This is a genomic window from Pseudomonas sp., from assembly GCF_030683065.1.
Lineage (GTDB): Bacteria > Pseudomonadota > Gammaproteobacteria > Pseudomonadales > Pseudomonadaceae > Aquipseudomonas.
Window position 1 is genome coordinate 1 of record NZ_JAUXMX010000035.1, and the last position, 26706, is coordinate 26706.

Here is a 26706-nt window from a genome sequence, read left to right on the forward strand (position 1 = left end):
GGTGGTGCGCACGGCCTAGGCGCCCCCGCGTCACCCTACGAGCCGGCGTCCTGCAGCCCCTAACCAGTCAGACCAGATGCACCAACAGGCCCGCCAGCGCACAGGCGCCGATCACCTCGATCACTCCGCGCTTGTAGCGCAACAACGCCAGCGCCGCCGCCAACGCGATCAGCGCCGAGGGCCAGTCGAAAGTGCCGGCAAAGCCTTGCGGCCAGAGCACGTGGTAAGCGAAGAACAGCGCCAGGTTGAGGATCACCCCGACCACCGCGGCGGTAATGCCGGTCAGGGGCGCGGTGAACCTCAGCTCGCCGTGGGTCGACTCCACCAGCGGCCCGCCGGCGAGGATGAACAAAAAGGACGGCAGGAAGGTGAACCAGGTCACCAGCGTCGCCGCCAGGGCGCCGGCGATAAACACCTGCTCGGGGCCAAATACCTGCTGCACATAGGCACCCACAAACGCGACGAAGGCCACCACCATGATCAGCGGGCCCGGCGTAGTTTCGCCCAGCGCCAGGCCGTCGATCATCTGCGCTGGGGTCAGCCAGGCGTAATGGCTGATGGCGCCCTGGTAGACATACGGCAGCACCGCATAGGCGCCACCGAAGGTCAGCAGCGCGGCCTTGGTGAAGAACCAGGCCATCTGGGTCAGGGTGCCCTCCCAGCCATACAGCCAGGTCAACAGGCCCATCGGCACCAGCCAGAGCAGTGCACCGGCCGCCACGATCAGGGCCAGGCGCGAGGCGCGAAAGCGCGCATGGGATGGTGTCGGGGTGTCGTCGTCGATCAGCGCCGGACCGAATGTCGTGTCCGTCGTCGCATGAGCACCGCCGATGCTGAACTGCGCCGGCAGCAACCGGCCGCCGATATAACCCAGCAACGCCGCGCCCAGCACGATCAACGGGAACGGCACATTGAGGGCAAAAATGGCGACGAAGGACGCCGCGGCGATGCCCCACAGCCAGTTGTTCTTCAGCGCACGCGAGCCGATGCGCCAGGCGGCCTGCATGACAATGGCGGTGACCGCCGGCTTGATCCCGTAGAAGATCCCTGCCACCAGCGGCACGTCGCCGAAGGCGATATACACCCAGGACAGGCCGATCAGGATAAATAGCGACGGCAGCACGAACAGTACCCCGGCGATCACTCCACCCCAGGTGCGGTGCATTAACCAGCCGATATAGGTGGCCAGCTGCTGCGCCTCGGGGCCGGGCAGCAGCATGCAGTAGTTCAGCGCGTGCAGGAAACGCCGCTCTGACAACCAGCGGCGCTTCTCCACCAATTCCTGATGCATGATCGAAATCTGCCCGGCCGGACCGCCAAAGCTGATCAGGCCAAGTTTGAGCCAGAACCAGAACGCCTCAGCCAGGCTGACGGGTGACGGAGCAGCGTGCTCGGAAGGCGGTATGTACATTGATCATCGGTCCATTCAGGTTGAAACAGGCCGGCGCACTATAGCCCGCGGCCATTAAAGAGAAATGGCAGCCACGCGCCAAACGAAGAACCCGCTGTATGTGCCGCGCCATAGGGCGCCATTCACCGCGGCCAGTGCCGCGCGCTCAAGCGCTTGGCGGGTTATCGCTGCAACTGGGCGGCAGCATGTGGCGCAAGCGCCGCAGGCAGGAGGTTGTTTGACAGCCTGCTTGTGCACCCATTCGGCGCCACGCCCCTCACACGCGCACAGCCAAGGAACATTTTTGTCCATGCGGGCGGCGCCTCACGCCCCCAGCACGGCCCAGCAGCAGGGCCGCAGCCCTTATAAACAGAGGGCATGGCTCATCGTAATAAAACTGGCACACAGTCTGCATATGCTTAAGCAATCCCAGTTTCGGGGACCTTGGTACAGGCAGGCCGGGGATTCCCCTCTTTTATTCGTACGCCAGGTTGACCGTCAGCCGCCAGCGCCCGTCCAGCTCCTCAGTGAGCACCTCGCCACGCAGCGGACGGGCCGCCACTACTCGCAGCAGCAACACCCGCCTCTCGCGCTGAATCCGCCAATTAATAGCCTTACCCTGCAGACGCATCTGCCCCTCCTGCTCGCGGCCCATGCTTTCGACCCGCAGAAAAAACACTCCCTGGATGTGATCGATACGCACCGTCGGCTCGACGTTAAACCACAACTGCAGACCCTGCTCCACCTCCTCCACACTCGCCAGACGCAGCTGATCGGGCTGCAACAAACGGCCGACCATCAACCCTATCAAAAAGCCGAATAGTGCCAGGGAGCTGACCACCCGCACCCAAGGACGCGGCCGTGGACCCGGATCAGGAGTAGACTGTTGAGCGTATTCAGGCTTGGAGCCGAGCATGTTCCACGTGATCCTTTTTCAACCAGAAATCCCACCCAATACCGGCAACATTATCAGGCTCTGCGCCAACAGCGGCTGCCACCTGCACCTGATCGAGCCACTGGGCTTCGAGCTGGATGACAAGCGCCTGCGCCGCGCCGGACTCGACTACCACGAGTATGCAACCCTGCAGCGTCATGCGGACCTCCCCAGCTGCCTGGAGAGCCTCGGCCAGCCCCGCGTATTCGCCTTCACCACCAAAGGTTCCCAGCCCTATCATCAGGTGCGCTACCAGCCCGGCGACGCCTTTTTATTCGGCCCGGAGAGTCGTGGCCTGCCTCAGGACATCCGCGACAGCCTGCCTGTCGAGCAGCGCCTGCGCTTGCCTATGCGTGAAGGCTGTCGCAGCCTCAATCTATCCAATACCGTAGCCGTGGCCGTCTATGAGGCCTGGCGCCAGCAGGACTTCGCCACAGCACCATAAAAAATTGCAGTGCTCGCCGAGTAGGGTGCGCCATGCGCACCAGCCGCGCTGCTCACAACGCAACCTGCCACGCACAAAAAAGCGCCCCGCAAGGCGCTTTTTTCAACCCGGGCTAAAACTTAGTGGGTCGGAGCAGCCTCGGCAGCCTGCTGCTGAATGCGCTGCAGTTCTTGCGCATAGAGTGCGTCGAAATTCACCGGCGCCAGCATCAGGGCGGGGAAAGAACCACGCACGACCAGGCTGTCCAGGGTTTCGCGGGCATACGGGAACAGGATATTCGGGCAGAACGCACCCAGGGTGTGGCTCATGGATGCGGCATCCAGCCCCTTGACCATAAAGATCCCGGCTTGCTGGACTTCGGCGATGAAGGCGGTCTCTTCGCCATTCTTCACGGTGACCGACAGGGTCAGTACCACTTCGTGGAAGTCACCTTCCAGCGGCTTTTGCCGGGTATTCAAGTCCAGGGCAACGCTCGGCGTCCATTCCTTCCGGAAGATTTCCGGGCTCTTCGGCGCCTCAAAAGACAGGTCGCGGACATAAATACGCTGCAGGGAAAACTGCGGAGCCTGTTCGTCCTGAGCGGCGACGTCGTTGTTAGCTTGTTCTGTCATGGCAAAGCCTTCTTGTCGTAGGTACTGAAGATGAGGAGGGTACTAGCAGGCTGCTGAAAAATGTAGCAAGCGACGACCAGGCAAGGCGAAGTTAGCCTGGAACACGCAGTGTATGAACTGCACATGAGCATTTTGAGGCTAAATCCAATGCCATATTCAGCGGCCTGCTATGCCTCGAGCAGCGCATCCAGCTTACCCGCGCGCTCCAGGGCATACAGGTCGTCGCAACCACCAACGTGGCTGCTGCCGATCCAGATCTGCGGCACCGAGGTCTGCCGCGCTTTGCGGGTCATCTCCGCGCGCACCTCGGGTTTACCGTCAACCTTGATTTCGTCGAAGCTCACACCCTTCTGGACCAATAGCTGCTTGGCGCGCATGCAGTAGGGGCACCAATCACTGGAGTAAATCACGACTGCAGGCATATCACTTCACCAATGGCAGGTTGTCACCGCGCCAGCTGGCAATCCCGCCAGATAGCTTGGCTGCATTGAAGCCGGCTTTTTTCAGGTCGCGACTGACCGTGCCGGCATGCTGACCCATGGCATCGACCACGATCAGGGTCTTGCCTTTGTGCTTTTCCAGTTCGCCGATGCGGCTGGTGATTTTTTCATAAGGGATATGCAGAGCGCCGACGATATGGCCGGCAGAAAAGTCCTTCTGCCCGCGCACATCGAGGACCAAGCCTTGCTCGCGGTTAATCAGGGCGGTCAGCTCGCGGCTGCTCAGGCTTTGCCCGCCTTTGCGCAGCTCCGTGAAGATCAGCAGCGCCAGCAGAACAACGAACAATCCGCTCAATACAAAGTGGGTAGAGGCAAATTCAATCAGATTGGCAAGCATGAGGTGGTTCCGGGACGGTAAAATCCCGGCAGTATACACAGCCCTACAGATCGGCCACACCCCGCCCGGCGGTGACGGATCTAACACCAGGCTTTAAAATGCCCGACCTTTTGCCCCTATGCACAGCGAGCCAGATTAATGAGCACCACGCCCAAACCGTTGGTCCTGATCATTCTCGATGGCTTCGGTCACAGTGACAGCACCGAATACAACGCCATCCATGCCGCCAACACGCCGGTCTACGACCACTTGCGCGCCACTCAGCCGCACAGTTTGATCTCAGGCTCAGGCATGGATGTCGGCCTGCCGGACGGCCAGATGGGTAATTCCGAGGTCGGCCACATGAACCTCGGTGCCGGCCGCGTGGTGTACCAGGACTTCACCCGGGTGACCAAAGCCATCCGCGATGGCGAATTCTTCGACAACCCGACGATTACTCGCGCGGTAGATCAGGCGGTGAGCGCCGGCAAGGCCGTGCATATCCTCGGCCTGCTGTCCGACGGTGGTGTGCACAGCCATCAGGATCACCTGGTCGCCATGGCCGAACTGGCCGCCCAGCGCGGTGCCGAGAAAATTTACCTGCACGCCTTCCTCGACGGTCGCGACACCCCGCCGAAAAGCGCCCAAGCCTCCATCGAGCTGCTCGACGCAACCTTCGCCCGGCTCGGCAAGGGACGCATCGCCAGCCTGGTCGGCCGCTACTTCGCCATGGACCGCGACAACCGCTGGGACCGCGTCGAGCAGGCCTACAACCTGATCGTTGAGGGCCAGGGCCAGTTCAACGCCAGCAACGCGCTCGAAGGCCTGCAGGCCGCCTACGCCCGCGGCGAGAACGACGAGTTCGTCAAGGCCACCACCCTCGGCGAGCCGGTCAAGGTCGAGGATGGCGACGCCGTGGTGTTCATGAACTTCCGCGCCGACCGCGCCCGCGAACTGACCCGCGCCTTCGTCGAAGCCGATTTCCAGGAGTTCCCGCGCGCGCGCCTGCCGCAACTGGCCAGCTTCGTCATGCTCACCCAGTACGCCGCAAGCATTCCGGCGCCCAGCGCCTTCGCGCCGGCCAGCCTGAGCAATGTGCTCGGCGAATACCTGGCCAAGAATGGCAAGACCCAACTGCGCATCGCCGAGACCGAGAAGTACGCCCACGTCACTTTCTTCTTTTCCGGCGGCCGCGAAGAACCCTTCGAGGGCGAGGAGCGCATCCTGATCCCGTCGCCGAATGTCGCCACCTACGACCTGCAGCCTGAGATGAATGCGCCGCAAGTCACCGACCGGATCGTCGAGGCGATCGAGCAACAGCGTTATGACGTGATCGTCGTCAACTACGCCAACGGCGACATGGTGGGTCATACCGGGGTGTTCGACGCTGCAGTCAAGGCCGTGGAGTGCCTGGACAGCTGCGTCGGGCGCATCGTCGCGGCGCTGGACAAGGTCGGCGGCGAAGCCCTGCTCACTGCCGACCACGGCAACGTCGAGCAAATGGAGGATGCCTGCACCGGTCAGGCGCACACCGCCCACACCTGCGAGCCGGTGCCCTTCATCTACGTTGGCAAGCGCCAGCTGAGCATGCGCGAAGGCGGTGTCCTGGCCGATGTGGCGCCGACCATGCTGACCCTGATGGGCCTGCCGATCCCGGCGGAGATGACCGGCACCAGCATCATTCAGCTGAAGTAGCCGGCCGAAGTTGGGCTGAGCGCCGCGAAGCCCAACAACCCGGCAACCCCGGGACTGCTGGCGGCGCAGGCCAACGCATGTTGCAGCTTGCTGCTGGTTTTTTAGGCATACTAGGCCCGTCTCCCGCCCAGGTGTCGTCAGTATCATGTTTCGCCTTCTTGCCCTGATTTTCCTCGCTTGCCTGCTGAGTCCGGCGTTTGCCGACGAGAAAGCCGACGCCCAGAAACAGCTGGAAGCTGCCCGCAGCGATGTGGCTGAGCTGAAAAAGCTGCTGGATAAGTTGCAGCAGGACAAATCCGGCGTGCAGAAAGAGCTGCAGAAAACCGAAACCGAAATGGGCGAGCTGGAAAAGCAAGTCAAGGACCTGCAAAAAAACCTGAAGGACAGCGAAAAGGACATCCAGCGCCTGAATCAGGAGAAAAAAAAACTCCATGACGCGCGTCTTGAGCAGCAACGCCTGATCGGTATTCAGGCCCGCGCCGCCTACCAGAGCGGTCGCCAGGAATATCTGAAACTGCTGCTAAACCAACAAAACCCGGAAAAAGTTTCACGCACCCTGACCTATTACGACTACCTCAGCGATGCGCGCATGGAGCAGTTGGCTACATTCAACGAAACCTTGCGCCAGCTGGCCAACGTCGAACAAGACATCGTTACCCAGCAGAACCAACTGCTGGAAAACAAAGACGCTCTGGATACTCGCGTTGAACAACTCGCCCAGGCGCGCAAGGAACGCCAGCAGGCCCTGGCAAAACTGAACCAGGAATATTCCGCCCGCGACAAGAAGTTCAAGGCCCGCCAGCAAGAGCAGGCGCAGCTGGCCCGCGTATTGAAAACCATCGAAGCCACCCTCGCCCGCCAGGCGCAGGAAGCAGAGGCTGCACGCCAACAGGCCTTGATCGCGGCGCGCGAGCAGCAACAGCAACAGCGCAGCACACCTGCCGCCAGCACAAACCTGGAAAATGGCCCGCAGGTCAGCTCCGGTACTACGTATGGCGGACCTTTCGCCCAGGCGCGCGGCAAGCTGCCATGGCCGGTCGATGGTCGTTTGGTTGCCCGTTACGGAACCCAACGCGGCGCTGACGCTCGGACTAAGTGGGATGGTGTACTGATCGGCGCCAGCGCCGGTAGCCAGGTTCGGGCCGTACATGGCGGGCGAGTGGTATTCGCCGACTGGTTGCGTGGTGCCGGGCTTCTGGTCATTCTCGACCACGGCAATGGCTACCTGAGCCTGTATGGACACAACCAAAGCCTGCTCAAAGACGCCGGCGATGTGGTCAATGCTGGCGAGCCTATCGCCACAGTCGGCACCAGCGGCGGGCAAGATACGCCCGCGCTGTATTTCGCGATTCGCCAGCAGGGTCGTCCAAGCGACCCTGCACAATGGTGCCGCACGCAAGGATAAGCACTGCGCTCACCTCTTTAGGAGTTAGTTCGATATGCCGCATTTGTCTCGCCTCACCTCTCTGGCCCTGGCTATCGCACTGCTCGGCAGCCCTCACCTGCTGCACGCGGCAGAACCGTCGCCAGCGGCAGCCACCGGAAATGCCCCGCTACCGCTCGACGAACTGCGCACCTTTGCCGAGGTAATGGACCGTATCAAGGCGGCCTACGTCGAACCCGTCAGCGACAAGACCCTGCTGGAAAATGCGATCAAGGGCATGCTCAGCAACCTCGACCCGCACTCTGCCTACCTCGACCCGCAAACTTTCCGAGAGCTGCAGGAAAGCACCAGCGGCGAGTTCGGTGGCCTGGGCATCGAGGTCGGCATGGAAGATGGCTTCGTCAAGGTCGTTTCGCCGATCGACGACACCCCCGCCTCGAAAGCCGGGATTCAGCCGGGCGACCTGATCGTCAAGATCGACGGTCAACCAACCAAAGGCCTGTCGATGCTGGAGGCCGTGGACAAGATGCGCGGCGCCGCAGGTAGCAAGATCCTCTTGACCCTGGTGCGCGAGGGCGGCAAGCCCTTTGATGTGGAGTTGACGCGCGCGGTGATCAAAGTCAGGAGCGTGCGCAGCCAATTGCTCGACGATGGTTATGGCTACCTGCGCATTACCCAGTTCCAGGTCAACACCGGTGAAGAAGTCGGCAAGGCACTGAACAAGCTGCGCAAGGACAACGGCAAGAAACTGCGCGGCCTGGTGCTCGACCTGCGCAACAACCCCGGCGGCGTACTTCAAGCCGCAGTCGAGGTCTCTGACCACTTCCTCAAGAAAGGCCTGATCGTCTACACCGAAGGGCGCATCGCCAACTCCGAATTGCGCTTCTCCGCCGACCCGGCGGATGCCAGCGAAGGCGTGCCGCTGGTGGTACTGATCAATGGCGGCAGCGCTTCGGCCTCGGAAATCGTCGCCGGCGCCTTGCAGGATCATAAACGCGGCGTATTGATGGGCACCGACAGCTTCGGCAAAGGCTCGGTGCAAACCGTGCTGCCGCTGAACAACGACCGCGCCCTGAAACTGACCACTGCGCTGTACTACACCCCCAATGGCCGCTCGATCCAGGCCCAGGGCATAGTGCCGGACATCGAAGTGGCGCGCGCCAAGCTGACCCGCGAGCAGGATGACGCCAACATCAAGGAAGCCGATCTGCAGGGTCACCTGGGTAACGGTAACGGCGGCGCGGACAAACCCAGCAAGAGCAAAACCGGCCAGCCGGTACGTCCACAGGATGACGACTACCAGCTGAGCCAGGCGCTTAATCTACTCAAAGGCCTGAACATCACCCGCGGCGATTGAGCCGCTGACGCAAACACGAAAAAGCCCGGACGCGATGCCCGGGCTTTTTATTGGCTATATACCCGTTATGTGTTGCATGCAGCAATGCCCTGTAGGAGCCAGCTTGCTGGCGATGCTGTTGCATGGGATTGCTGGCCCGGATCGCCAGCAAGCTGGCTCCTACATGGGCAACACATAGCGGGTACATCGCTTTTTTATTGGTAATGGGTGTGCGTGCTGGATGAGGCCGCCCCACCCGGAGGAGATACCCCGTCATCCAGACGCCGCGCTGTCGCGCAGCAAACTGGGGGCAATTGCGTCCATCGGCGTGTAGGTACCTGCAGGCCCACGCCTACGAATCCGTAGCGCATCCTACGCCAGCGGCCCGCTGGCGGTATCAAGCCGGCGCTCAGTTGTCGTCGCTGTCGTCGTCGTCGGCGCCATCGACCTTCATGCCTAGCTCCTTGATCTTGCGGGTCAGGGTGTTGCGCCCCCAGCCGAGCAATAAGGCAGCGTCACGGCGGCGGCCTGCAGTGTGCTTGAGTGCGGTTTCGATCATGATCCGTTCGAAAGCCGGTACGGCGCTGTCGAGCAGGTCAGTCTGGCCGCGAGCGAGGGCCTGGTCGGCCCATTGACGCAGGGCTTGTTCCCAGTTGCTCACCGGCGCGCTGTCTTGCGGCTGGCTGAGCAGCTCCGGAGGCAGGTCGCCGACATGCACCTCGCGCCCGGACGCCATCACGGTGATCCAGCGGCAGGTGTTTTCCAGCTGACGCACGTTACCCGGCCAGGGCAGGTGCTGCAGATAATCCTCAGTCTCGCTTTTCAACAACTTAGGCTCGACCGCCAGCTCCAGCGCGGCGCGCGCGAGGAAGTGGCGAGCCAGGGTCGGGATGTCTTCGCGGCGGTCGGACAGGCGCGGAATGTGGATACGAATCACATTGAGCCGGTGAAACAGGTCTTCGCGGAACTTGCCTTCCTGGACCAGGGTTTCCAGGTTCTGGTGGGTGGCGGCGATGATCCGCACATCCACCTTGACCGGTGTGTGGCCGCCAACCCGATAAAACTCGCCATCGGCCAGCACGCGCAACAGGCGGGTCTGGGTGTCGGCCGGCATGTCGCCGATTTCGTCGAGGAACAGGGTGCCGCCGTCGGCTTGCTCGAAGCGTCCGCGGCGCTGATTGGCAGCCCCGGTAAAGGCGCCTTTCTCGTGGCCGAACAGCTCGGACTCCATCAGGTCTTTCGGGATCGCCGCCATGTTCAGCGCGATAAACGGCGAGGCGGCACGCGGGCTGTGCCGGTGCAGGGCATGGGCGACCAGCTCCTTGCCGGTGCCGGACTCGCCATTGATCAATACTGTGATATTGGAGTGGGAAAGCCGGCCGATGGCGCGAAACACCTCCTGCATGGCGGGTGCTTCGCCGATAATTTCCGGTGTGCGCGGCTGCTCGACAGGTACCTGCAGGCCTTGCTGCTCCTGCGCGTGCAGGTAGGCACGCTTGACCAGGGAGACGGCCTCATCGACATCGAACGGCTTGGGCAAGTACTCGAAAGCCCCGCCCTGATAGGACGCCACTGCGCTGTCCAGGTCGGAGTGAGCGGTCATGATTATGACCGGCAGGCGCGGGTAGAGTTCGCGGATCCGCGCCAGCAGTTCCAGGCCGCTGGAGCCGGGCATGCGGATGTCCGAGACGATCACATCCGGTTGCTGCCGGGTGAGGTGGCTAAGGACGCCGTCGGCGCTGTCGAAGCTTTGGGTGGTCATGCCTTCCTGTTGCAGGGCTTTTTCCAGCACCCAGCGGATGGAGCGGTCGTCGTCGACGATCCATACGGTTTCACTGCGACTCATGACGGCGTTACTCCTTGTTCAAGCGGCAGGAAGATCGAGAACACGGTGTGACCCGGATGGCTTTCGCACTCGATCAGACCCTGATGCTGACTAATGATGTTCTGGGTTATCGCCAGGCCCAGCCCGGTGCCGTCGGCACGCCCGCTGACCATGGGATAGAAGATGGTTTCCTGCAACTCGGCAGGTATGCCGGGGCCGTTGTCGATAATTTGCAGGCGCGCCACCAGGCGATGGCGGATGTGGCCAATGGTGAACTGGCGCAGGGTACGGGTGCGCAGGGTGATCCGACCCAGGCGCATCTCGTTCTGCGAACCGACGGCCTGCATGGCGTTGCGCACGATATTGAGCACAGCCTGGATCATCTGCTCGCGGTCGATCAGTACGTCGGGGATGCTCGGGTCGTAATCGCGCACCAAAATAATGCCACCCTGACTTTCCGCCTCAACCAGACTGCCGACTCGCTCCAGCACCTCGTGCACGTTGGTCATCGCCAGCGATGGCAGCTTGTTCGAACCAAGCATGCGGTCGACCAGATTTCGCAAGCGGTCGGCTTCCTCGATGATGACGTTGGTGTAGTCCTTGAGCTCTTCGTTCGGCAGTTCGCGCGCCAGCAACTGGGCGGCGCCACGAATGCCGCCAAGCGGGTTCTTGATCTCGTGGGCCAGGCCGCGCACCAGCATCTTGGTGGTCTCCTGCTTGGACAGCTGCGCTTCTTCCTTGGTGATGCGCAGCAGCCGGTCGCGCGGGTGCACCTCTAGCAGGAGCAAGGTCTCGCCGCGGCTAAGAATCGGCGTTACCGCGTAATCGACGGTAAGCGTCTGGCCAGTGACGGCCGTCAGTACCGCCTCGCGCTTGTTGAACGGATGCGCTTGTTCGACCGCCTGGCGCAATGCGCTCAGGGCATCAGCCGACTCAGTGAACAGCTCGCTGATAAATTGTCCGTGACTGCGCTGACCGCTGACGGCCAGGAGCATTTCTGCTGCAGGGTTCATGTACTCAAGACGCAGGTCGGCGTTGAGCAGGAGCGTGGCGGTGGTCAGGTTATCGAGCAACAGGCGGTGGAGTGCGTCATTGATAGTCATAGGCAAAGGCTTCCGGCAATGAGGCAGGAAAATGCAAGAAGCAAACCAAAGCCCTGAAAAGACGCGCGCAATCAGCAATGGTGGCGTTCGGCGGTGCTTTGGGCAAAGCAGTAGGCGGTGCGGACGCCCTAAAACAGGCACAGCGTAGCTTATGGTGCAACATTGCGCACCAATCTAGTGCATTACTCAGCGCATCAGATAAACGGGACGAAGGGGATGTCTTTCTTTTCTACGGGTTTGTCCTTGAGCGGGCATTCCGGGCGCACACCGTAATCGGCTTTTTTGCAGGGGCTGACCTGGCGTTTCTGCGCCAGGGAAATACGCTGCATGTGCAGCGGCTGACTCGGGGTGCGCTCTACGGTGCGGCCCTGGCTATCGACAATTTCAACAGCCAGTTGGTGAGTGCCACGATCGATATTTTCCAGCGGGAAAACCGGACTGCGCCCCGAGGTGCCTACCGCCTGGCCGTCCAGCAGCAGACGGAAGCTATGCCCGCTGTGCAGCGCCGGCTCGCTGGTGGCGGTAACGATCAGGTTGCCTGCGTTATCGCGAATGGTCGCGTCGGGGTGCGGCACCAGAATGCGCAGCATCTGGTAGCCCAGTGCCGGGGCTATCGGCGCCGCTACTGCTGGAGCCTGCACGCGGGGTTCGTTGCGTATTTCATTGGTGGGCGTCAGTTGAATAGGCTCAGCATTGGCCTGCTGGGGCTTGTCGGTAAATACCCGATTACCCTCAGCATCTATGTAGGTATAGACCTGGGCAGCAGCAGGCACGCTGATCAGTAACAGGCAAAGCAGGAGGTTGCGCATGGTTCAGGGAGCCGGTTTGGGGGGCGGTGGTGGTGGGCGCAGCGCTGGGCTACTGGTATTAACCCGCTGCACAGTGAACTGCAGCGCAGCGCTCTGCTGGATCGATACGTCACCGCTCAACACTTCGACCGCCAGGCTGTGCTCGCCGCGGTCGACATTGTTCAACTGCAGGCGCGGCACATTACTCGGCGGCCCAAAGGGCTGGCCATCGAGCAGCAAGCGCAGACGGTGACCGGAAGCCAGGCGTGGCTCCAGCTCAACCCCAACGCTGAAGGTGCCGTTGTTCGCGCGCAGTGCTTCAGCGCTGGGCAGACCGGTTAACCGCAGGAGTCGATATGGGGCTTGTGCAGGGGCTTCGCTGCGCTCGGGCGTTGCAGATACACCAGGGGTTTGCATCTCCACGGTGTTGGTTGGCGGCAGCTCAACGGGCTGCGTATCCAAGCCTTGCGGAGGTTGGTTGGTGAATACGGTATTGCCGCTGGCGTCAGTGTATTTGTAGATTTGCGCACTGGCCGGCAATGCCAGTAGCAGTAGCAGGCAGGTGAGTATCCGGCGCATGGCCAATCTCCCGATGTGTGTGCTGCCAAGACTTACACTGGCGCGCCGCGCTGGCAAGGATGCTGATGCAGCGATCATGACTGGCGCACGGCAAAAGCTGGAGGCGACGCGCGCAGTACCCATACAACGGCGAGCGGTTGCCTGGGTTACGCGACGCTCGGCAAGCGCGGCGTAACCCATAAGCAATAACGGCCATGGCACCGAGTCCCGGCCTGATGGGCTGGGCGGGGCATACCGGCGTTACAGATAACTATTGGTCATGTCCTCGACAAAACCTTCGCTGCGCAGTTCGTCCAGCGCCTTTTGCAAGCGCTGCACCACCTCGTCCGGGGTGTCCTTGTTCAGCGCCAGGTACAGCTCGGCCTCATTGAAGCGCAGCACGGTGGTCAGGCCGCTGACGCCCTCCTGCTTGGCCAGGTAGCGGCCAACCGGGTCAGTGGTGGCCCACAGGTCGATCTTGCCGCTGATCAGCTTCTTGACGTTTTCCTGGTCGCGCAACGCATTGATCGGCGTCAGCCCCTGGCCTTCCAGATGCTGACTGACCGCATCGTTCTTATAGGCGCCGACCTTGTATTGCCCCGCTTCTTTCAAGCTCGCCACACTGAGGGTATTGCCTGGCGCGGCAAGCAGCACCCAACCAGTCTTGGCGAGCGGCCCCACCCACTTGAACAACGGCTGGCGCTCTGGCGTAAAGGTGGTGGAGAACAGTCCGTAGCTGGGCTTGTCCAGGGTCAGGCGGTACAACCGATCCCAGGGAAAGCGCAGGCTCAGGCTGTAGTCGATCTTGGCGCGCTTGAACATCGCACGGACGATCTCCGCGCTGATGCCATCGATGCCGTCGTCGCGAGCGAAGTTCTTGTCGTCGACCGACATGTTGAACGGCGGGAAGTTTTCGGTCAGCAGCACCACCTTGTAACCGTAAGGCAATTCAGCGTGGGCCGCGCAGGCGCTGAAGAGCAGGCCGAACAGCAAACTACTTTTGATCATTTTCAACATAAGTCTTCCGCCCGCGTGTGTTGTGATTATGGCTAGCGGCAGACCGGCTCGTGGCCAACCTGCTGTGTACTGTTCTACAGATAGCGGCTCAGGATGTCATCGACCAATCCTTCGCTGCGCATCTGCTCCAGCTCAGTCTGCAGCTTCTGTACCACCTCGTCGGGCACATCCTTGTTGAGGCCAGATACAACTCGGCGCTGTCGAAACGCAGGATCGCCAGTGGCACACAAATCGATCTGCCCGGCCATGAGCTTCCTGGCGTTTTGCTGGTCGCGCAGCACCGTGATCGGCTCCACGCCTTTCGCCAGTAGATGCTCGGCAATCGCGTCGCCCTTGTAGGCGCCGACCTTGTATGACGTGGTCTGCTCCAGCCTGGTCAGGCTGATGGCGAAGCCGCCTCGCCCCAGCAGCACCCAGTCATCCGGACCAATCGGCCCGACCCATTTGAACATCGATGGAAACCGGCAAACACATTAACGTAGAGCGGCTGATGGCGCTGTCGACTCGCGCCCAGCCCGGCCCGACAGTGCCTCTCAGCGCACCACAATGCCGCGACTGGCCAGATAAGCCTTGGCTTCGGGGACGGTGTATTCGCCGAAGTGGAAGATACTCGCAGCCAGCACCGCATCGGCCTTGCCTTCGAGAATGCCGGCGGCCAGGTGTTCCAGGTTGCCGACGCCACCGGAGGCGATCACCGGAATACCGACCAGCTCGCTGATGGCACGGGTCACGCCCAGGTCATAGCCGCGCTTCACGCCGTCCTGATCCATGCTGGTCAGGAGAATTTCGCCAGCGCCGAGGTCTTCCATCTTCTTCGCCCAGAGCACCGCATCCAGGCCAGTCGGCTTGCGCCCGCCGTGGGTGAAGATTTCCCAGCGCCCCGGCGCAACTTGTTTGGCGTCGATGGCGACCACGATGCACTGCGAGCCGAAACGCGCAGCCGCCTCACCCACGAACTCCGGGGTAAAGACCGCCGCGGTATTGATCGAGACCTTGTCCGCGCCAGCGTTCAGCAGGTTGCGAATGTCCTGCACGGTGCGCACGCCACCGCCCACGGTGAGCGGGATAAACACCTGGCTGGCCATGCGTTCAACGGTGTGCAAGGTGGTGTCGCGGCCATCGACGCTGGCGGTGATATCGAGAAAGGTAATCTCGTCGGCGCCCTGCTCATCGTAACGGCGGGCGATCTCCACCGGGTCGCCGGCATCGCGGATGTTCTCGAACTGCACGCCCTTGACCACACGGCCGTTGTCGACGTCGAGGCAGGGGATAATGCGTTTAGCTAAAGCCATAACAGTATTCCGTAGGATGGGTTGAGCGCAGCGATACCCATCGTTGCGCCAACGGATGACTGCATCGGTGGGTTACGCCGCGCCGCAGCTAACCCACCCTACGCCCGAATCAGCCCTTGAACGAATCGCAGAAGGCCTGAGCCTCAGCCACATCCAAAGTGCCTTCATAGATCGCACGCCCAGTGATGGCACCGATGATGCCCGGCGAGCGCGCCAGCAGCAGCTTCTCGATATCACTCAGGTTGTGGATGCCACCGGAGGCAATCACTGGAATGCGGCTGGCAGCGGCCAGGGCGGCGGTGGCTTCGACGTTGCAGCCCTGCATCATGCCGTCTTTGGCGATGTCGGTATAAACGATGGCCGACACGCCATCGGCTTCGAAACGCTTGGCCAGGTCAGTCGCCTGCACGGTAGACACTTCCGCCCAACCGTCGGTGGCGACGAAACCGTCTTTGGCATCCAGGCCAACGATCACCTTGCCGGGGAAGGCTTTGCAGGCATCGGTGACGAACTGCGGATCTTTCACCGCCTTGGTGCCGATGATCACGTAGCTGACGCCGGCACGCACGTAGTGCTCGATGGTTTCCAGGGTGCGGATACCGCCGCCAATCTGGATCGGCAGGTGCGGGTAGCGCTTGGCGATGGCGGTGACCACTTCACCGTTCACCGGCTGGCCTTCAAAGGCACCATTCAGGTCGACCAGGTGCAGACGACGGCAGCCGCCCTCGACCCACTTGGCGGCCATGCTCACTGGGTCATCGGAAAACACCGTGGAGTCTTCCATGCGGCCCTGGCGCAGGCGCACGCAAGCGCCGTCTTTCAGATCGATAGCGGGAATAATCAGCATCGGTTGAACCTGCTCAAGTCGTGTGAATTCGGTGGGTCAGCTCTTCTCGAGTGCCCAGAGGTCGCTTTCGATGCTCTCAAACCGTTCTTTCAGGTGAGTCTGCACATCGAAAATCGCCCGGTTGTAGTAATGCGGTGCAATCTCGCGGGCAAACAGTTCCAGCACCTCGGCGGCCTCGAAACTACCCAGCTCCAGCTCGAAACGCTCGGCCATGAAGCGCTTGAGTGCCAAGCAGGCTTCACGCTCCTGCTCGGCGCTCAAGGTCATGATCGGTTGCTTGTTCTTGGCCCGGCTCATTTACCAGCGGCCATCCCACGCGGCAAAGTTCTGCAGTAACTGCAGGCCATGGGTATGACTCTTCTCCGGGTGGAACTGCACTGCAAAACGCGAACCGTCAGCCAGCGCTGCAGCGAAATCCTTACCGTAATGGCCACGACCGACCACTTGCTTGGGGTTGCCCGCCTCGACGTAATAGCTGTGCACGAAGTAGAAGCGCGCCAGATCCGGGATGTCGTGCCACAGCGGGTGCTTGACCGTCTGCGCCACTTCGTTCCAGCCCATATGCGGCACCTTCAGCTGCTCGCCGTTCTCGACCATGCCTTTGCCGAAGAAGCGCACCTGACCGGGAAACAGACCGATGCAGTCGACCCCATCGTTCTCTTCGCTGCGCTCAAGCAAGGCCTGCATGCCGACACAAATACCGAGAAACGGCCGGTCGGCGCTGACTTCACGCACCAGCTCATCGAAGCCCAGGCGCTTGATCTCGGCCATGCAGTCGCGGATTGCGCCAACCCCGGGAAATACCACCCGATCAGCCTCGCGAATCACCTTGGCGTCGCTGGTCACCAGCACCTTGCCGGCGCCCACATGTTCCAGCGCCTTGGCTACCGAGTGCAGGTTGCCCATGCCGTAGTCGATTACTGCAACTGTCTGCATTTACAAACAACCCTTGGTCGACGGCATCTGCCCGGCCATACGCGGGTCCAGCTCGACGGCCATGCGCAGGGCGCGGCCGAAGGCCTTGAATACCGTCTCGATCTGGTGGTGGGTGTTGGTGCCACGCAGATTGTCGATATGCAGGCTGATCAGGGCGTGGTTGACGAAGCCCTGGAAGAATTCCTGGAACAGATCCACATCAAAGCCGCCAACTACCGCACGGGTGAACGGCACATGCATCTGCAAGCCGGGACGACCGGAGAAATCGATCACCACACGCGACAGGGCTTCATCCAGCGGCACATAGGAATGACCGTAACGAGTCATGCCTTTCTTGTCGCCAATGGCCTTGGTAAAGGCCTGGCCGAGGGTGATGCCAACATCTTCGACGGTGTGGTGATCGTCGATCTGCAGGTCGCCTTTGCACTGGATATCCAGGTCGATCAGGCCATGACGGGCAATCTGATCGAGCATGTGTTCAAGGAACGGCACGCCAATATCGAACTTGGCCTTGCCGGTGCCATCCAGGTTGATCGAGACCTTGATCTGGGTCTCCAGGGTATTGCGCTCGACGGATGCCGTACGTTCGGTCATCACCAGCTCCAGAAATTGCCCACGGAAAAAGGCTGCCATTATAAGGGCAAAGCTGCACTGGCGATACGCACCTCTCCTGCTGGACTGTATCTTGCAAGCACGCGAGCATTTACTGGCCGGAGATGGCAACCATGCACGAACGGAAAATGCCGGCCACCCTGCGCTTTATGTTGGCCGCCCGGCGCAGCGAACTACTCGGCCTGGAGGACCTGTCACAGACCTGCGAACTGGTAACCCGCATCAGTCAGCTGGTGCACGCCCTGCAAAAAGAGCGCGGCTACTCGAACCTCTACTTGAGCGGCAACGCCCCGCACCAGCGCCTGCAACTGGACAGCCTGAGCCAGGCGGTCGACAGCCTGGAGGGCCAGGTCCGCAACGACCTCGAACACATCGACCAGAACGAACTCGGCTCGGCCGACAAGACTCGCCTGTTCACCCGCATCGCTTATGCCCTGCATAACCTCGACGAATTGCCGGCGCTGCGGCGCAAGATCCGCGAGCACCGCATCAGCATGCAGGACGCCACCGCCACCCTGGTACGCCTGATCGGTGGCCTGCTGGCCGTGGTCTTCGAGGCTGCCGACACCGCCACCGACCCCGACATAACCCGCAGCCTGGTGGCGCTGTTCAACTTCATGCAGGGCAAGGAACTGGCCGGACAGGAACGCGCCCTCGGCGTCGCCGGATTCGCCAGCGGCTATTTCACGAGCGAAATGCTCGAGCGCCTGGAGCAACTACTGGAGAGCCAGGAGCGCTGTTTCGAAACCTTTAGCCGCTTCGCCAGCCCGACCGCCCTGGAACTCTGGCACCAACTCTGCGCCAGCCCCAACAGCACTCAGGCCTGTCGCCTGCGCGAGATTGCCCGACGCACTCGCCCCGACGCCCAGGTCGACTGCCAGCTCGGCGAGCTATGGTTCGAGCTGCACACCGCGCGCATCGACGCGATGAAAAGCGTCGAAACACGCCTGGAACAGGATCTGCTGCAACGCTGCCAGCAAAGCATCCAGCGTATCCGCAGCGACCTGCACAGCCACCGCCGCCTGCTCGACGGCCTCAGTGACATGCATGCCGCCGCCGAACAGACTCGGCTGTTCAGCGTGCACAGCAGCCACCTCGACAGCACGACTGAAGACGGCGTAAGCGCTAACCTGGCACGCTCGACCCTGGCCTTGCTGCAGACTCAGACCCAGCGCCTGCAGGCCATGCACGACGAGCTGCGCGAAGCACGCCAGGCCCTGGATGAGCGCAAACAGCTAGAGCGCGCCAAACAATTGCTGATCAAGCAACAAGGCTGCAGCGAGAGCGAAGCCCATGCGCGGCTGCGGCGTGCGGCAATGAATCAGGGTTTGCGCATGGACGAGGTCGCCCAGCGCCTGCTGGCACTCGATACCGAGCCACCCCCGGCCACGCCTCGAACACGCTAAAAGCACTGAACTCAGGCACAGGCCACCGCCACCGCACTGCAAACGTGCACTACGAGCAGGCATCGCCGACCGAACAGGCAACCTCGCAGCAACCTTAAAACCATCACAAGCCTTTGATTTAAATATGAAAAAAACTGAACTAGCGCAGCAGTCAGGACGCTCAGGGCATCCTGGCATGGCTTTCGCTAAGAGCATAACAAGCCCGGCAGCAATGCCCCGCGCCACAATCCCACAGGACAACGATGTCCACGCCCACCAGCTCATCTGGTCAGCGTGACATCGTTTTTTTTTGCCCAGAGGAAACCGGACCATGACTGACAAGCCAAGCAATGACGACAGCAACAGCGCACTCATGGCCTCGCGCCGGCGCTTCCTGAAACAGTCGATTGTCGCCGCCAGCGGCATGGCCCTGCTCGGCGGCATGCCGCTGGGCTTGTCTTCCAGCGCCTGGGCCGCCGGAACCGACGTAGAGACCACCAAGGCCAAGCTTGGCTTCATCGCCCTGACCGACGCTGCGCCTTTGTTCGTCGCGGCCGAAAAAGGCTTGTTCGCCAAATACGGCATGACCGACGTCGAAGTGCTCAAGCAATCGTCCTGGGGCACCACCCGCGACAACCTGGTGCTTGGCTCGGCCAGAAACGGCATCGACGGCGCCCACATCCTAACCCCCATGCCCTACCTGATCAGCGCCGGCGTCGTCACCCCGAACAACCAGCCAGTGCCGATTTCCATCCTCGCCCGCCTCAACCTGGCCGGCCAGTGCATCTCGGTGGGTGAGGAATACCGCGACCTGCAGATCGGCGTCGACAGCACCCCGTTCAAGGCAGCGCTGGAGGCCAAGAAAGCCACCGGCAAGAAAGTCAGCGCGGCCATGACCTTCCCCGGCGGCACCCATGACCTGTGGATGCGCTACTGGCTGGCGGCCGGCGGCATCGACCCGAACAACGACATCAGCACCATCACCGTGCCTCCGGCGCAGATGGTCGCCAACATGAAGGTCGGCAGCATGGACACCTTCTGCGTGTGCGAGCCGTGGAACGCCCAGCTGATCAGCCAAAAGATCGGCTACACGGCCAACACCACTGGCGAGTTGTGGCACAACCACCCAGAAAAATCCTTCGCCCTGCGCAGCGATTATGTGGCCGCCAACCCGAAAGCCGCCCAGGCGCTGACCATGGCCATCATGGAAGCGCAGATGTTCTGCGAACTGCCGGAAAACAAGGAAGAAGTGGCGAAGATCTGCTCACAGCGTCGCTGGATCGGCGCACCTTACGCCGACATCATCGACCGTATGAAGGGCAACTTCGCCTACGGCACCGGCAAGGTCGTCGAGAATCACCCCGAGCAGATGCGCTACTGGGACGATTTCGCCTCTTACCCGTTCAAGAGCCACGACCTCTGGTTCCTCGTCGAAAACCAGCGCTGGGGCTACCTGCCGACTGACTTCGACACCCAGGCGCTGATCGCCCAGGTCAACCGCGAGGACATCTGGCGCGCCGCCGCCGCCGCCATGAACCTGCCTGCCGAGCAGATCCCGACCTCGACCTCGCGCGGCGTCGAGACCTTCTTCGACGGCAAGGTGTTCGACCCCGAAAACCCGCAAGCCTACCTGGACAGCCTGACCATCAAGGCCATGGCCTGATCGCCATGGATTGCCCGCGAGGAACTACCCCATGAATGCCAACGTCAAACTCGATCCCGCCGCCGTGGCCAGCCCGGCGCCGCAAGCCGGCCCCTCGCGGCTTAGCCGTATCAGCACCCGCGTGCAGCAAACCCTGCTACGGGATCTGCTGCCGCCACTGGTAATTCTGCTGGTGCTCGGCCTGATCTGGGAGATGCTCTGCTCGGGCGCAGGCGCGGCCCTGCCACCACCTTCCCAGGTGATCAGCGAGACCTGGGAGCTGATCGTCAACCCGTTCTACGACAATGGCGGCAATGACGTCGGCCTGGCCTGGCAACTGCTGGCCAGCCTCAAGCGGGTCGCGGTGGGCTATATGCTCGCGGTGTTCGCCGGCGTCGGCCTGGGCGTACTGATCGGCCAGTCGGACTGGGCCATGCGCGGCCTTGATCCGCTGTTCCAGGTGCTGCGCACCGTACCGCCGCTGGCCTGGCTGCCGCTGTCGCTGGCCGGCTTTCAGGACAGTCATCCGTCGGCGATCTTCGTGATCTTCATCACCGCCATCTGGCCGATCATCATCAACACCTCGGTGGGCATCCGTAATATTCCGCAGGACTACCGCAACGTCGCCCAAGTGATCCAACTGAATGCCTGGGAGTACTTCCACCTGATCATGCTGCCAGCCGCCGCACCCTACATTTTCACCGGCCTGCGTATCGGCGTCGGTTTGTCCTGGCTGGCGATCATCGCCGCGGAAATGCTCATCGGCGGCGTCGGCATCGGCTTCTTTATCTGGGATGCCTGGAACGCCTCGCGCATCAGCGACATCATTCTCGCCCTGGTCTATATCGGCGTGGTCGGCTTCTTCCTCGACCGCCTGGTGGCCTACGTCGGCCAGCGCATCACCCGTGGCATCCCCGCCGCCTGAGGATTCGAACATGAGCTACCTCTCCATCGAACAACTGGACAAAAGCTTCGTGCGCGGCAACCTGGCCTCCCAGGTGCTGAAAAACGTCAACCTGCGCATCGACAAGGGCGAATTCATCTCGATCATCGGCCACTCCGGCTGCGGCAAATCGACGGTACTGAACATCGTCGCCGGCCTGCTCGACCCCAGCCTCGGCGTGGTGATCCTCGACGGCAAGGAAGTCAACGGGCCAGGGCCAGATCGCGGCATGGTGTTCCAGAACCACTCGCTGCTGCCCTGGCTGACGGTCTTCGAAAACGTCGCAGTGGCGGTCAATAAGGTGTTCAAGCGCAGCATGAGTAAGGCCGAGCGCCGCGAGTGGATCGAACACAACCTCAAGCTGGTGAGCATGGGTCACGCTATGGACAAGTACCCGCAGGAGATTTCCGGCGGCATGAAACAGCGCGTCGGCATCGCCCGCGCCCTGGCGATGAAACCCAAGGTGCTGCTGCTCGACGAGCCCTTCGGCGCCCTCGACGCCCTGACCCGCGCCCACCTGCAAGACGAGGTGATGCGTATCCAGGCAGACCTGGGCAACACCATGATGATGATCACCCACGATGTCGACGAAGCGGTGCTGCTCTCGGACCGCATCGTGATGATGACCAACGGCCCCTCGGCCACCATCGGCGAAATCCTCACCGTCGACTTGCCGCGCCCGCGCGACCGCATCGCCCTGGCCGACGACCACGAGTACAACCGCTGCCGCCGCGCAGTACTGAGTTTTCTCCACGATCGCCATCGCCTGCAGTAAGCGATAGCTTTCGCGGCTAAAACGGATCGCCGCCCGGCCCCTCCACAAACAACTCGTCGGCATACACCGATGCATTGACCTGCTTCACGCAGGTGGGAGGGGCTTGCCTGGTGCGCCCAACATCAGGTGGCGCGCCGCAAGCTGCTGGTGGCGGTAAGCGCGACAGAACGCGGCAAGCTCGATGCGCTGGCCACCCTCGGGCCTGGGCATCCACGCCACCCGGGACCTTGGCGGCCAGGTGCGCTTCGGACCGAATACCTCGACCATCTCGATTACCGGGTCGACGAACAGCTGCGCGAACCCTTTGCCAAGGCGATCCGCCTCGACAGCACGCGCCTGGCGCCAGGCTACAGCGGCATCCGGCCGAAACTCGCTGGCCTCGGGGAACCCGCTGCCGACTTCCTTATCCAAACCGCCAGCGATCACGGCTTGCCAGGCCTGATCAACCTGTTCGGTATCGAATCGCCCGGGCTGACCGCCAGCCTGGCAATTGCCGAACGCGTGGCCCGCAACCTGTAACCGCCGCTTGCATAATCGCGGCGCAACCTGGACTTTCATCGGCCTATTAATACTGGCGGCGCTATACTCGCCAACTCAATTCAAGTCATTCGAAACAAGGAATCGTCCATGAAAGCGCTCGGCAAAATCCTGGGTCTGTTTTTTCTCGGGCTGTTGCTGATCCTGGTGGCCTTGGGCTTTGCCCTGACCCACCTGTTCGATCCCAACGACTACAAAGACGAAATTCAACAACTGGCCCGCGACAAGGCCAACCTGGAACTGACCCTCAGGGGTGACATCGGCTGGAGCCTGTTTCCCTGGCTTGGCCTGGAACTGACCGACGCCACTCTGGCCAGTGTCACGACCCCAGACCAGCCTTTTGCCGACCTGCGCCTACTCGGCTTGTCGGTCCGCGTGCTACCGCTGCTGCGCCGCGAAGTGCAAATGAGCGACATCCGCGTCGATGGCCTCAACCTGAACCTGCAGCGCGATGAAAAAGGCCGCAGCAACTGGGAAGATGTTGGCCGTCCGCCACAACCCGCCGCAACCACCAGCACAGCCGCCAACGCAACGCCTGCAGCCAGCGCAGACGAGCAGCCAGCAAGCACGCCATCAGGCGCCCAACCGATCAAGCTGGATATCGACAGCCTGATCGTCAACAGCGCACGCATCGACTATCACGACACACAGAAAGGCCAGCAATTCAGCGCCGAAAGCATCCAGCTGACCACCGGCGCGATCCGTGAAGGGGCGGCCATCCCGATCAAACTCAGCGCCTTCTTCGGCACCAATCAGCCGGTCGTGCGGGCGCGCAGCGAACTGCAAGGCGAGCTGCGCTTCGACCGCGTGCTCAAGCGCTATCAGCTGGAAGACGCCAGGCTTTCCGGTGAAGCATCCGGCGAACCCTTCGACGGACAAACCCTGACCTATTCCATGCAAGGCCAACTGCTGGTCGATCTGGCCGCACAGGTTGCCGAATTAAATGGCCTGAAGCTCTCGGCCAACCAGTTGCGCGCCCTCGGCGAAGTTAAAATCCGCGACCTTGATAGCGCGCCTAAACTGACCGGCGGCCTGTCCGTCGCCCCCGTCAACCTGCGGGAATTTTTCGCCACCATCGGCCAGAAACTGCCGCCGATGAGCGACGCCAAAGCCCTTGGCCAGTTCGAGCTGGTCACCCGCCTCAGCGGCAGCCCCACCAGCCTGACCCTGCAAGAGCTGAAACTGAAACTCGACGACAGCAACTTCAGCGGCCAGATCGGCATCGCCGACTTCGCCAAGCAGGCCCTGCGCGTACAACTGAAGGGTGACAGCCTGGATCTCGACCGCTACCTGCCGAGTAAATCCCAGGACAGCAAAGACGCTGGCGCCGCGCGCCAGGCCGAGGTCAAGCAAAGCATCGCCAGTGCCGGCCAGAGCGGCAGCACACCGCTGCCTCAGGCGCCCACACAGCACGCCTGGAGCGCCGCCGCCGTGCTACCGATCGAGCGCCTGCGCAGTCTCGATCTGCAACTGGCACTGAGCCTCGACCAGCTGATTTACGACAAGCAAGCCATCAGCGCCTTCACCCTCAAAGCCAAGAGCCAGGCCGGCTTGCTGAGCCTGGAAGAAATGCGCGGCAACCTCGGCAGCGGCAATTTCGACCTCAAGGCAACCGTCGATGCACGCCCAGCCATCCCCCTGCTCAGCCTGCAAAACCGCCTGAGCCAGATCAGCGTAGAACCCTTCCTCAAGAGCGAACAGCAGCCCTCGCCGCTCAAAGGCCTGCTCAACCTGCAGGCCAACCTGAGCACCCGTGGCAACAGCCAGAAAGCCTGGGTCGACGGCCTCAACGGCACGGCCAGCTTCGCCCTCAACGACGGCGTGCTGGTCGGCGCCAACCTTGAACAGCAACTCTGCCGTGGCATTGCCGCACTCAACCGCAAGGCACTGAGCAGCGAGCCGCGGGCCAAGGACACGCCCTTCGAGACCCTGCAGGGCAATCTGACCTTCCTCAACGGCGTAGCCCACAACCCGGACCTCAAAGCCAGCCTCCCCGGCCTGCGCGTCAGCGGCAATGGTGACCTGGACCTGCGCGTACTTGGCCTCGACTACCGTGCAGGCATCGCCCTGATCGGCGACCAACGCGAAATGCCCGACCCGGCCTGCCAGGTCAACGAACGCTATGTCGGTATCGAGTGGCCGATACGCTGCCGTGGCCCGCTGGAAATGGGCGGCAAGGCCTGCCGCCTGGATCAGGATGGCATGGGCAAGGTCGCCGCCAAACTGGCCGGCGACAAGATCAACCAGAAGCTCGAAGAAAAACTCGGCGACAAGGTCAGCCCCGAACTGAAAGACGCCCTCAAAGGCCTGTTCAACCAATGAGCCCCACGCAGTTCTCCACCGCGGTACTCGACTGGTACGACCAGCACGGGCGCAAGGACCTGCCCTGGCAACAGGGCATCAACCCTTACCGCGTGTGGGTCTCGGAAATCATGCTGCAACAGACTCAGGTCAGCACCGTACTCGGCTACTTCGACCGCTTCATGACCGCTCTGCCCACGGTAAAAGACCTGGCTGACGCGCCGGAAGACGAAGTACTGCACCTCTGGACCGGCCTCGGTTACTACACCCGCGCGCGCAACCTGCAGAAGACCGCACAGCTCGTCATGGCCGAGCATGGCGGCACATTCCCCCGCGACGTCGACAAACTGACCGAGCTTCCCGGCATTGGCCGCTCCACCGCCGGCGCCATCGCCAGCTTGAGCATGGGCCTGCGCGCACCGATCCTCGACGGCAACGTCAAGCGCGTGCTGGCGCGCTATGTGGCCCAGGAAGGCTATCCGGGCGAGCCGAAAGTCGCCAAACAGCTGTGGGACGTGGCCGAACGCTTTACCCCACAGGCGCGGGTCAACCATTACACCCAGGCGATGATGGATCTGGGCGCTACCCTGTGTACCCGCAGCAAACCCAGCTGCCTGCTCTGCCCGCTCAAGAGCGGCTGCCAGGCCCACCTGCTCGGCCTGGAGATTCGCTACCCGATCGCCAAGCCGCGCAAGGTGCTGCCGCAGAGACGCACCCTGATGCCGATTCTGACCAGGGCTGGTGAGGTTCTGCTCTACCGCCGCCCCTCCAGCGGCCTCTGGGGCGGCTTGTGGAGCCTACCGGAACTGGACGACCTGCTCGGCCTCGACCTGCTGGCCAGCCGTCACGCCCTGCAACTGGGCGCACGCCGCGAACTGGCCGGTCTGATCCACACCTTCAGCCATTTCCAGCTGACCATCGAACCCTGGCTGATCCGCGTCGAAGCCGCGCCGTCGGCCGTGGCCGAGGCCGACTGGCTCTGGTATAACCTCGCCACCCCGCCGCGCCTGGGCCTTGCCGCCCCAGTGAAAAAACTACTGAAGCGCGTGGCCGACACACTCGCGACCGAACAGACCCCTGGAGAGCAGCCATGACCCGTACCGTACTGTGCCGCAAGCACAAACAAGAACTGCCAGGCCTCGACCGCCCTCCCTATCCGGGCGCCAAAGGCGAAGACATTTTCAGCAACGTCTCCAAACAGGCCTGGGATGAATGGCAGAAGCACCAGACCCTGCTGATCAACGAACGGCGCCTGAACATGATGAACGCCGAAGACCGCAAATTCCTCCAGGCCGAGATGGACAAGTTCCTCTCCGGCGAAGACTACGCCCAGGCCGAAGGCTACGTGCCACCCAGCGAGTAACCACGTACCACACTCACCTGCTGGAGCGGGCGACCCCGTAGGGTGCGTCACAACCTACAAAGGTGCGCACGGCGCACCCTACTCACCACTCCAAACACCGATGCGACACCTAACCACCCGTAATAGTTAAATATTTTTCAAAAACGCGCTTGACACCCCCCCTTCAAATCC

At 62.0% G+C, this 26706-nt stretch carries 26 protein-coding genes and 2 pseudogenes; 12 read left to right on the top strand and 16 right to left on the bottom strand.

What is annotated here, in order from left to right; all coding sequences use genetic code 11:
• Positions 1 to 67: 67 nt before the first annotated feature.
• On the bottom strand, positions 68 to 1411 hold the full coding sequence (gene chrA, locus Q8K09_RS11900) for a chromate efflux transporter (protein ID WP_305255191.1): 1344 nt from the start codon (positions 1409 to 1411) through the stop codon (positions 68 to 70).
• Between the two features lie 454 nt (positions 1412 to 1865).
• Positions 1866 to 2306 carry a hypothetical protein gene (locus Q8K09_RS11905; RefSeq protein ID WP_305255192.1) on the bottom strand — a complete coding sequence of 147 codons (441 nt, stop codon included), beginning with the start codon at positions 2304 to 2306 and terminating at the stop codon, positions 1866 to 1868.
• On the opposite strand from Q8K09_RS11905, the gene trmL reads away from it, so the two are divergent.
• Complete coding sequence (gene trmL, locus Q8K09_RS11910) at positions 2305 to 2769, top strand: tRNA (uridine(34)/cytosine(34)/5-carboxymethylaminomethyluridine(34)-2'-O)-methyltransferase TrmL (protein WP_305255193.1); 465 nt, start codon at positions 2305 to 2307, stop codon at positions 2767 to 2769. The genes Q8K09_RS11905 and trmL overlap by 2 nt on opposite strands.
• A gap of 119 nt (positions 2770 to 2888) precedes the next feature.
• Here the strand turns inward: trmL and secB are convergent, their stop codons facing one another.
• The 3 genes from secB to Q8K09_RS11925 all read right to left on the bottom strand — a co-directional run bounded on the left by secB (position 2889) and on the right by Q8K09_RS11925 (position 4217).
• Positions 2889 to 3380: a protein-export chaperone SecB gene (secB, locus tag Q8K09_RS11915; protein WP_305255194.1), complete on the bottom strand. Its 492-nt coding sequence runs from the start codon at positions 3378 to 3380 to the stop codon at positions 2889 to 2891.
• 167 nt (positions 3381 to 3547) lie between these two features.
• Entirely contained in the window at positions 3548 to 3802 is a 255-nt protein-coding gene (grxC, locus tag Q8K09_RS11920) for a glutaredoxin 3 (RefSeq protein ID WP_305255195.1), read from the bottom strand.
• Position 3803: 1 nt separating this feature from the next.
• Entirely contained in the window at positions 3804 to 4217 is a 414-nt protein-coding gene (locus Q8K09_RS11925) for a rhodanese-like domain-containing protein (protein WP_305255196.1), read from the bottom strand.
• Between the two features lie 138 nt (positions 4218 to 4355).
• On the opposite strand from Q8K09_RS11925, the gene gpmI reads away from it, so the two are divergent.
• The 3 genes from gpmI (at position 4356) to Q8K09_RS11940 (ending at position 8632) form a co-directional block, all read left to right on the top strand.
• Entirely contained in the window at positions 4356 to 5891 is a 1536-nt protein-coding gene (gene gpmI, locus Q8K09_RS11930; protein ID WP_305255197.1) for a 2,3-bisphosphoglycerate-independent phosphoglycerate mutase, read from the top strand.
• A 145-nt stretch (positions 5892 to 6036) separates the two neighbouring features.
• Positions 6037 to 7296, top strand: a complete 1260-nt coding sequence (locus Q8K09_RS11935) for a murein hydrolase activator EnvC (protein WP_305255198.1) — start codon at positions 6037 to 6039, stop codon at positions 7294 to 7296.
• Positions 7297 to 7330: 34 nt separating this feature from the next.
• On the top strand, positions 7331 to 8632 hold the full coding sequence (locus Q8K09_RS11940) for a S41 family peptidase (RefSeq protein WP_305255199.1): 1302 nt from the start codon (positions 7331 to 7333) through the stop codon (positions 8630 to 8632).
• A gap of 388 nt (positions 8633 to 9020) precedes the next feature.
• Here the strand turns inward: Q8K09_RS11940 and ntrC are convergent, their stop codons facing one another.
• The 11 genes and pseudogenes from ntrC to hisB all read right to left on the bottom strand — a co-directional run bounded on the left by ntrC (position 9021) and on the right by hisB (position 17571).
• A complete protein-coding gene (gene ntrC / locus Q8K09_RS11945) occupies positions 9021 to 10457 on the bottom strand; it encodes a nitrogen regulation protein NR(I) (RefSeq protein WP_305255200.1) in 1437 nt (478 codons plus the stop codon).
• Positions 10454 to 11539 carry a nitrogen regulation protein NR(II) gene (gene glnL / locus Q8K09_RS11950; protein ID WP_305255201.1) on the bottom strand — a complete coding sequence of 362 codons (1086 nt, stop codon included), beginning with the start codon at positions 11537 to 11539 and terminating at the stop codon, positions 10454 to 10456. The genes ntrC and glnL overlap by 4 nt, the downstream gene beginning before the upstream one ends.
• A 194-nt stretch (positions 11540 to 11733) precedes the next feature.
• Positions 11734 to 12348 (bottom strand): DUF4124 domain-containing protein, encoded by a 615-nt coding sequence (locus tag Q8K09_RS11955; RefSeq protein WP_305255202.1) that lies wholly within the window; start codon positions 12346 to 12348, stop codon positions 11734 to 11736.
• 3 nt (positions 12349 to 12351) lie between these two features.
• Positions 12352 to 12906 carry a DUF4124 domain-containing protein gene (locus Q8K09_RS11960; protein WP_305255203.1) on the bottom strand — a complete coding sequence of 185 codons (555 nt, stop codon included), beginning with the start codon at positions 12904 to 12906 and terminating at the stop codon, positions 12352 to 12354.
• A 240-nt stretch (positions 12907 to 13146) separates the two neighbouring features.
• Entirely contained in the window at positions 13147 to 13902 is a 756-nt protein-coding gene (locus Q8K09_RS11965) for an ABC transporter substrate-binding protein (RefSeq protein ID WP_305255204.1), read from the bottom strand.
• Positions 13903 to 13976: 74 nt separating this feature from the next.
• Positions 13977 to 14354: pseudogene (locus Q8K09_RS11970) on the bottom strand (amino acid ABC transporter substrate-binding protein); the annotation flags it as partial.
• An 81-nt stretch (positions 14355 to 14435) separates the two neighbouring features.
• A complete protein-coding gene (gene hisF, locus Q8K09_RS11975; RefSeq protein WP_305255205.1) occupies positions 14436 to 15194 on the bottom strand; it encodes an imidazole glycerol phosphate synthase subunit HisF in 759 nt (252 codons plus the stop codon).
• 109 nt (positions 15195 to 15303) lie between these two features.
• Positions 15304 to 16041: a 1-(5-phosphoribosyl)-5-[(5-phosphoribosylamino)methylideneamino]imidazole-4-carboxamide isomerase gene (gene hisA, locus Q8K09_RS11980; RefSeq protein WP_274087640.1), complete on the bottom strand. Its 738-nt coding sequence runs from the start codon at positions 16039 to 16041 to the stop codon at positions 15304 to 15306.
• 36 nt (positions 16042 to 16077) lie between these two features.
• Positions 16078 to 16338 carry a DUF2164 domain-containing protein gene (locus tag Q8K09_RS11985; RefSeq protein WP_305255206.1) on the bottom strand — a complete coding sequence of 87 codons (261 nt, stop codon included), beginning with the start codon at positions 16336 to 16338 and terminating at the stop codon, positions 16078 to 16080.
• A complete protein-coding gene (hisH, locus tag Q8K09_RS11990; protein ID WP_305255207.1) occupies positions 16339 to 16977 on the bottom strand; it encodes an imidazole glycerol phosphate synthase subunit HisH in 639 nt (212 codons plus the stop codon).
• Positions 16978 to 17571, bottom strand: a complete 594-nt coding sequence (gene hisB, locus Q8K09_RS11995) for an imidazoleglycerol-phosphate dehydratase HisB (RefSeq protein ID WP_305255208.1) — start codon at positions 17569 to 17571, stop codon at positions 16978 to 16980.
• A 131-nt stretch (positions 17572 to 17702) separates the two neighbouring features.
• Here hisB and Q8K09_RS12000 point away from each other — a divergent pair, with 131 nt between their 5' ends.
• The 8 genes and pseudogenes from Q8K09_RS12000 (at position 17703) to Q8K09_RS12035 (ending at position 26535) form a co-directional block, all read left to right on the top strand.
• Positions 17703 to 18995, top strand: a complete 1293-nt coding sequence (locus Q8K09_RS12000; protein WP_305255209.1) for a nitrate regulatory protein — start codon at positions 17703 to 17705, stop codon at positions 18993 to 18995.
• Between the two features lie 310 nt (positions 18996 to 19305).
• Positions 19306 to 20637 (top strand): CmpA/NrtA family ABC transporter substrate-binding protein, encoded by a 1332-nt coding sequence (locus tag Q8K09_RS12005; protein WP_305255210.1) that lies wholly within the window; start codon positions 19306 to 19308, stop codon positions 20635 to 20637.
• A gap of 31 nt (positions 20638 to 20668) precedes the next feature.
• A complete protein-coding gene (gene ntrB / locus Q8K09_RS12010; RefSeq protein WP_305255212.1) occupies positions 20669 to 21541 on the top strand; it encodes a nitrate ABC transporter permease in 873 nt (290 codons plus the stop codon).
• 10 nt (positions 21542 to 21551) lie between these two features.
• A complete protein-coding gene (locus tag Q8K09_RS12015) occupies positions 21552 to 22334 on the top strand; it encodes an ABC transporter ATP-binding protein (RefSeq protein ID WP_305255213.1) in 783 nt (260 codons plus the stop codon).
• Between the two features lie 196 nt (positions 22335 to 22530).
• A pseudogene (locus tag Q8K09_RS12020) lies at positions 22531 to 22853 on the top strand (FAD-dependent oxidoreductase); the annotation flags it as partial.
• Between the two features lie 108 nt (positions 22854 to 22961).
• Positions 22962 to 25193, top strand: a complete 2232-nt coding sequence (locus Q8K09_RS12025) for an AsmA family protein (protein ID WP_305255214.1) — start codon at positions 22962 to 22964, stop codon at positions 25191 to 25193.
• Positions 25190 to 26266, top strand: coding sequence for an A/G-specific adenine glycosylase (gene mutY, locus Q8K09_RS12030; RefSeq protein ID WP_305255215.1), 1077 nt, complete (start codon positions 25190 to 25192; stop codon positions 26264 to 26266). Before Q8K09_RS12025 ends, mutY begins: the two co-directional genes overlap by 4 nt.
• Positions 26263 to 26535: an oxidative damage protection protein gene (locus tag Q8K09_RS12035; protein WP_305255216.1), complete on the top strand. Its 273-nt coding sequence runs from the start codon at positions 26263 to 26265 to the stop codon at positions 26533 to 26535. Before mutY ends, Q8K09_RS12035 begins: the two co-directional genes overlap by 4 nt.
• The last annotated feature ends 171 nt before the right edge of the window (positions 26536 to 26706 follow it).

What these genes read in the sequence shown, in the direction of transcription:
- Q8K09_RS11905 (WP_305255192.1), bottom strand. Translation starts at nt 2,306, where the DNA reads ATGCTCGGCTCCAAGCCTGAATACGCTCAACAGTCTACTCCTGATCCG.
- Q8K09_RS11965 (WP_305255204.1), bottom strand. Translation starts at nt 13,902, where the DNA reads ATGTTGAAAATGATCAAAAGTAGTTTGCTGTTCGGCCTGCTCTTCAGC.
- hisA (WP_274087640.1), bottom strand. Translation starts at nt 16,041, where the DNA reads ATGCTGATTATTCCCGCTATCGATCTGAAAGACGGCGCTTGCGTGCGC.
- Q8K09_RS12015 (WP_305255213.1), top strand. Translation starts at nt 21,552, where the DNA reads ATGAGCTACCTCTCCATCGAACAACTGGACAAAAGCTTCGTGCGCGGC.
- glnL (WP_305255201.1), bottom strand. Translation starts at nt 11,539, where the DNA reads ATGACTATCAATGACGCACTCCACCGCCTGTTGCTCGATAACCTGACC.
- ntrC (WP_305255200.1), bottom strand. Translation starts at nt 10,457, where the DNA reads ATGAGTCGCAGTGAAACCGTATGGATCGTCGACGACGACCGCTCCATC.
- grxC (WP_305255195.1), bottom strand. Translation starts at nt 3,802, where the DNA reads ATGCCTGCAGTCGTGATTTACTCCAGTGATTGGTGCCCCTACTGCATG.
- mutY (WP_305255215.1), top strand. Translation starts at nt 25,190, where the DNA reads ATGAGCCCCACGCAGTTCTCCACCGCGGTACTCGACTGGTACGACCAG.
- hisF (WP_305255205.1), bottom strand. Translation starts at nt 15,194, where the DNA reads ATGGCTTTAGCTAAACGCATTATCCCCTGCCTCGACGTCGACAACGGC.
- Q8K09_RS12035 (WP_305255216.1), top strand. Translation starts at nt 26,263, where the DNA reads ATGACCCGTACCGTACTGTGCCGCAAGCACAAACAAGAACTGCCAGGC.
- hisB (WP_305255208.1), bottom strand. Translation starts at nt 17,571, where the DNA reads ATGACCGAACGTACGGCATCCGTCGAGCGCAATACCCTGGAGACCCAG.
- Q8K09_RS11925 (WP_305255196.1), bottom strand. Translation starts at nt 4,217, where the DNA reads ATGCTTGCCAATCTGATTGAATTTGCCTCTACCCACTTTGTATTGAGC.
- chrA (WP_305255191.1), bottom strand. Translation starts at nt 1,411, where the DNA reads ATGTACATACCGCCTTCCGAGCACGCTGCTCCGTCACCCGTCAGCCTG.
- trmL (WP_305255193.1), top strand. Translation starts at nt 2,305, where the DNA reads ATGTTCCACGTGATCCTTTTTCAACCAGAAATCCCACCCAATACCGGC.
- Q8K09_RS12025 (WP_305255214.1), top strand. Translation starts at nt 22,962, where the DNA reads ATGAAAGCGCTCGGCAAAATCCTGGGTCTGTTTTTTCTCGGGCTGTTG.
- Q8K09_RS11935 (WP_305255198.1), top strand. Translation starts at nt 6,037, where the DNA reads ATGTTTCGCCTTCTTGCCCTGATTTTCCTCGCTTGCCTGCTGAGTCCG.
- Q8K09_RS11960 (WP_305255203.1), bottom strand. Translation starts at nt 12,906, where the DNA reads ATGCGCCGGATACTCACCTGCCTGCTACTGCTACTGGCATTGCCGGCC.
- Q8K09_RS11955 (WP_305255202.1), bottom strand. Translation starts at nt 12,348, where the DNA reads ATGCGCAACCTCCTGCTTTGCCTGTTACTGATCAGCGTGCCTGCTGCT.
- Q8K09_RS12000 (WP_305255209.1), top strand. Translation starts at nt 17,703, where the DNA reads ATGCACGAACGGAAAATGCCGGCCACCCTGCGCTTTATGTTGGCCGCC.
- Q8K09_RS11940 (WP_305255199.1), top strand. Translation starts at nt 7,331, where the DNA reads ATGCCGCATTTGTCTCGCCTCACCTCTCTGGCCCTGGCTATCGCACTG.
- ntrB (WP_305255212.1), top strand. Translation starts at nt 20,669, where the DNA reads ATGAATGCCAACGTCAAACTCGATCCCGCCGCCGTGGCCAGCCCGGCG.
- hisH (WP_305255207.1), bottom strand. Translation starts at nt 16,977, where the DNA reads ATGCAGACAGTTGCAGTAATCGACTACGGCATGGGCAACCTGCACTCG.
- Q8K09_RS11985 (WP_305255206.1), bottom strand. Translation starts at nt 16,338, where the DNA reads ATGAGCCGGGCCAAGAACAAGCAACCGATCATGACCTTGAGCGCCGAG.
- gpmI (WP_305255197.1), top strand. Translation starts at nt 4,356, where the DNA reads ATGAGCACCACGCCCAAACCGTTGGTCCTGATCATTCTCGATGGCTTC.
- Q8K09_RS12005 (WP_305255210.1), top strand. Translation starts at nt 19,306, where the DNA reads ATGACTGACAAGCCAAGCAATGACGACAGCAACAGCGCACTCATGGCC.
- secB (WP_305255194.1), bottom strand. Translation starts at nt 3,380, where the DNA reads ATGACAGAACAAGCTAACAACGACGTCGCCGCTCAGGACGAACAGGCT.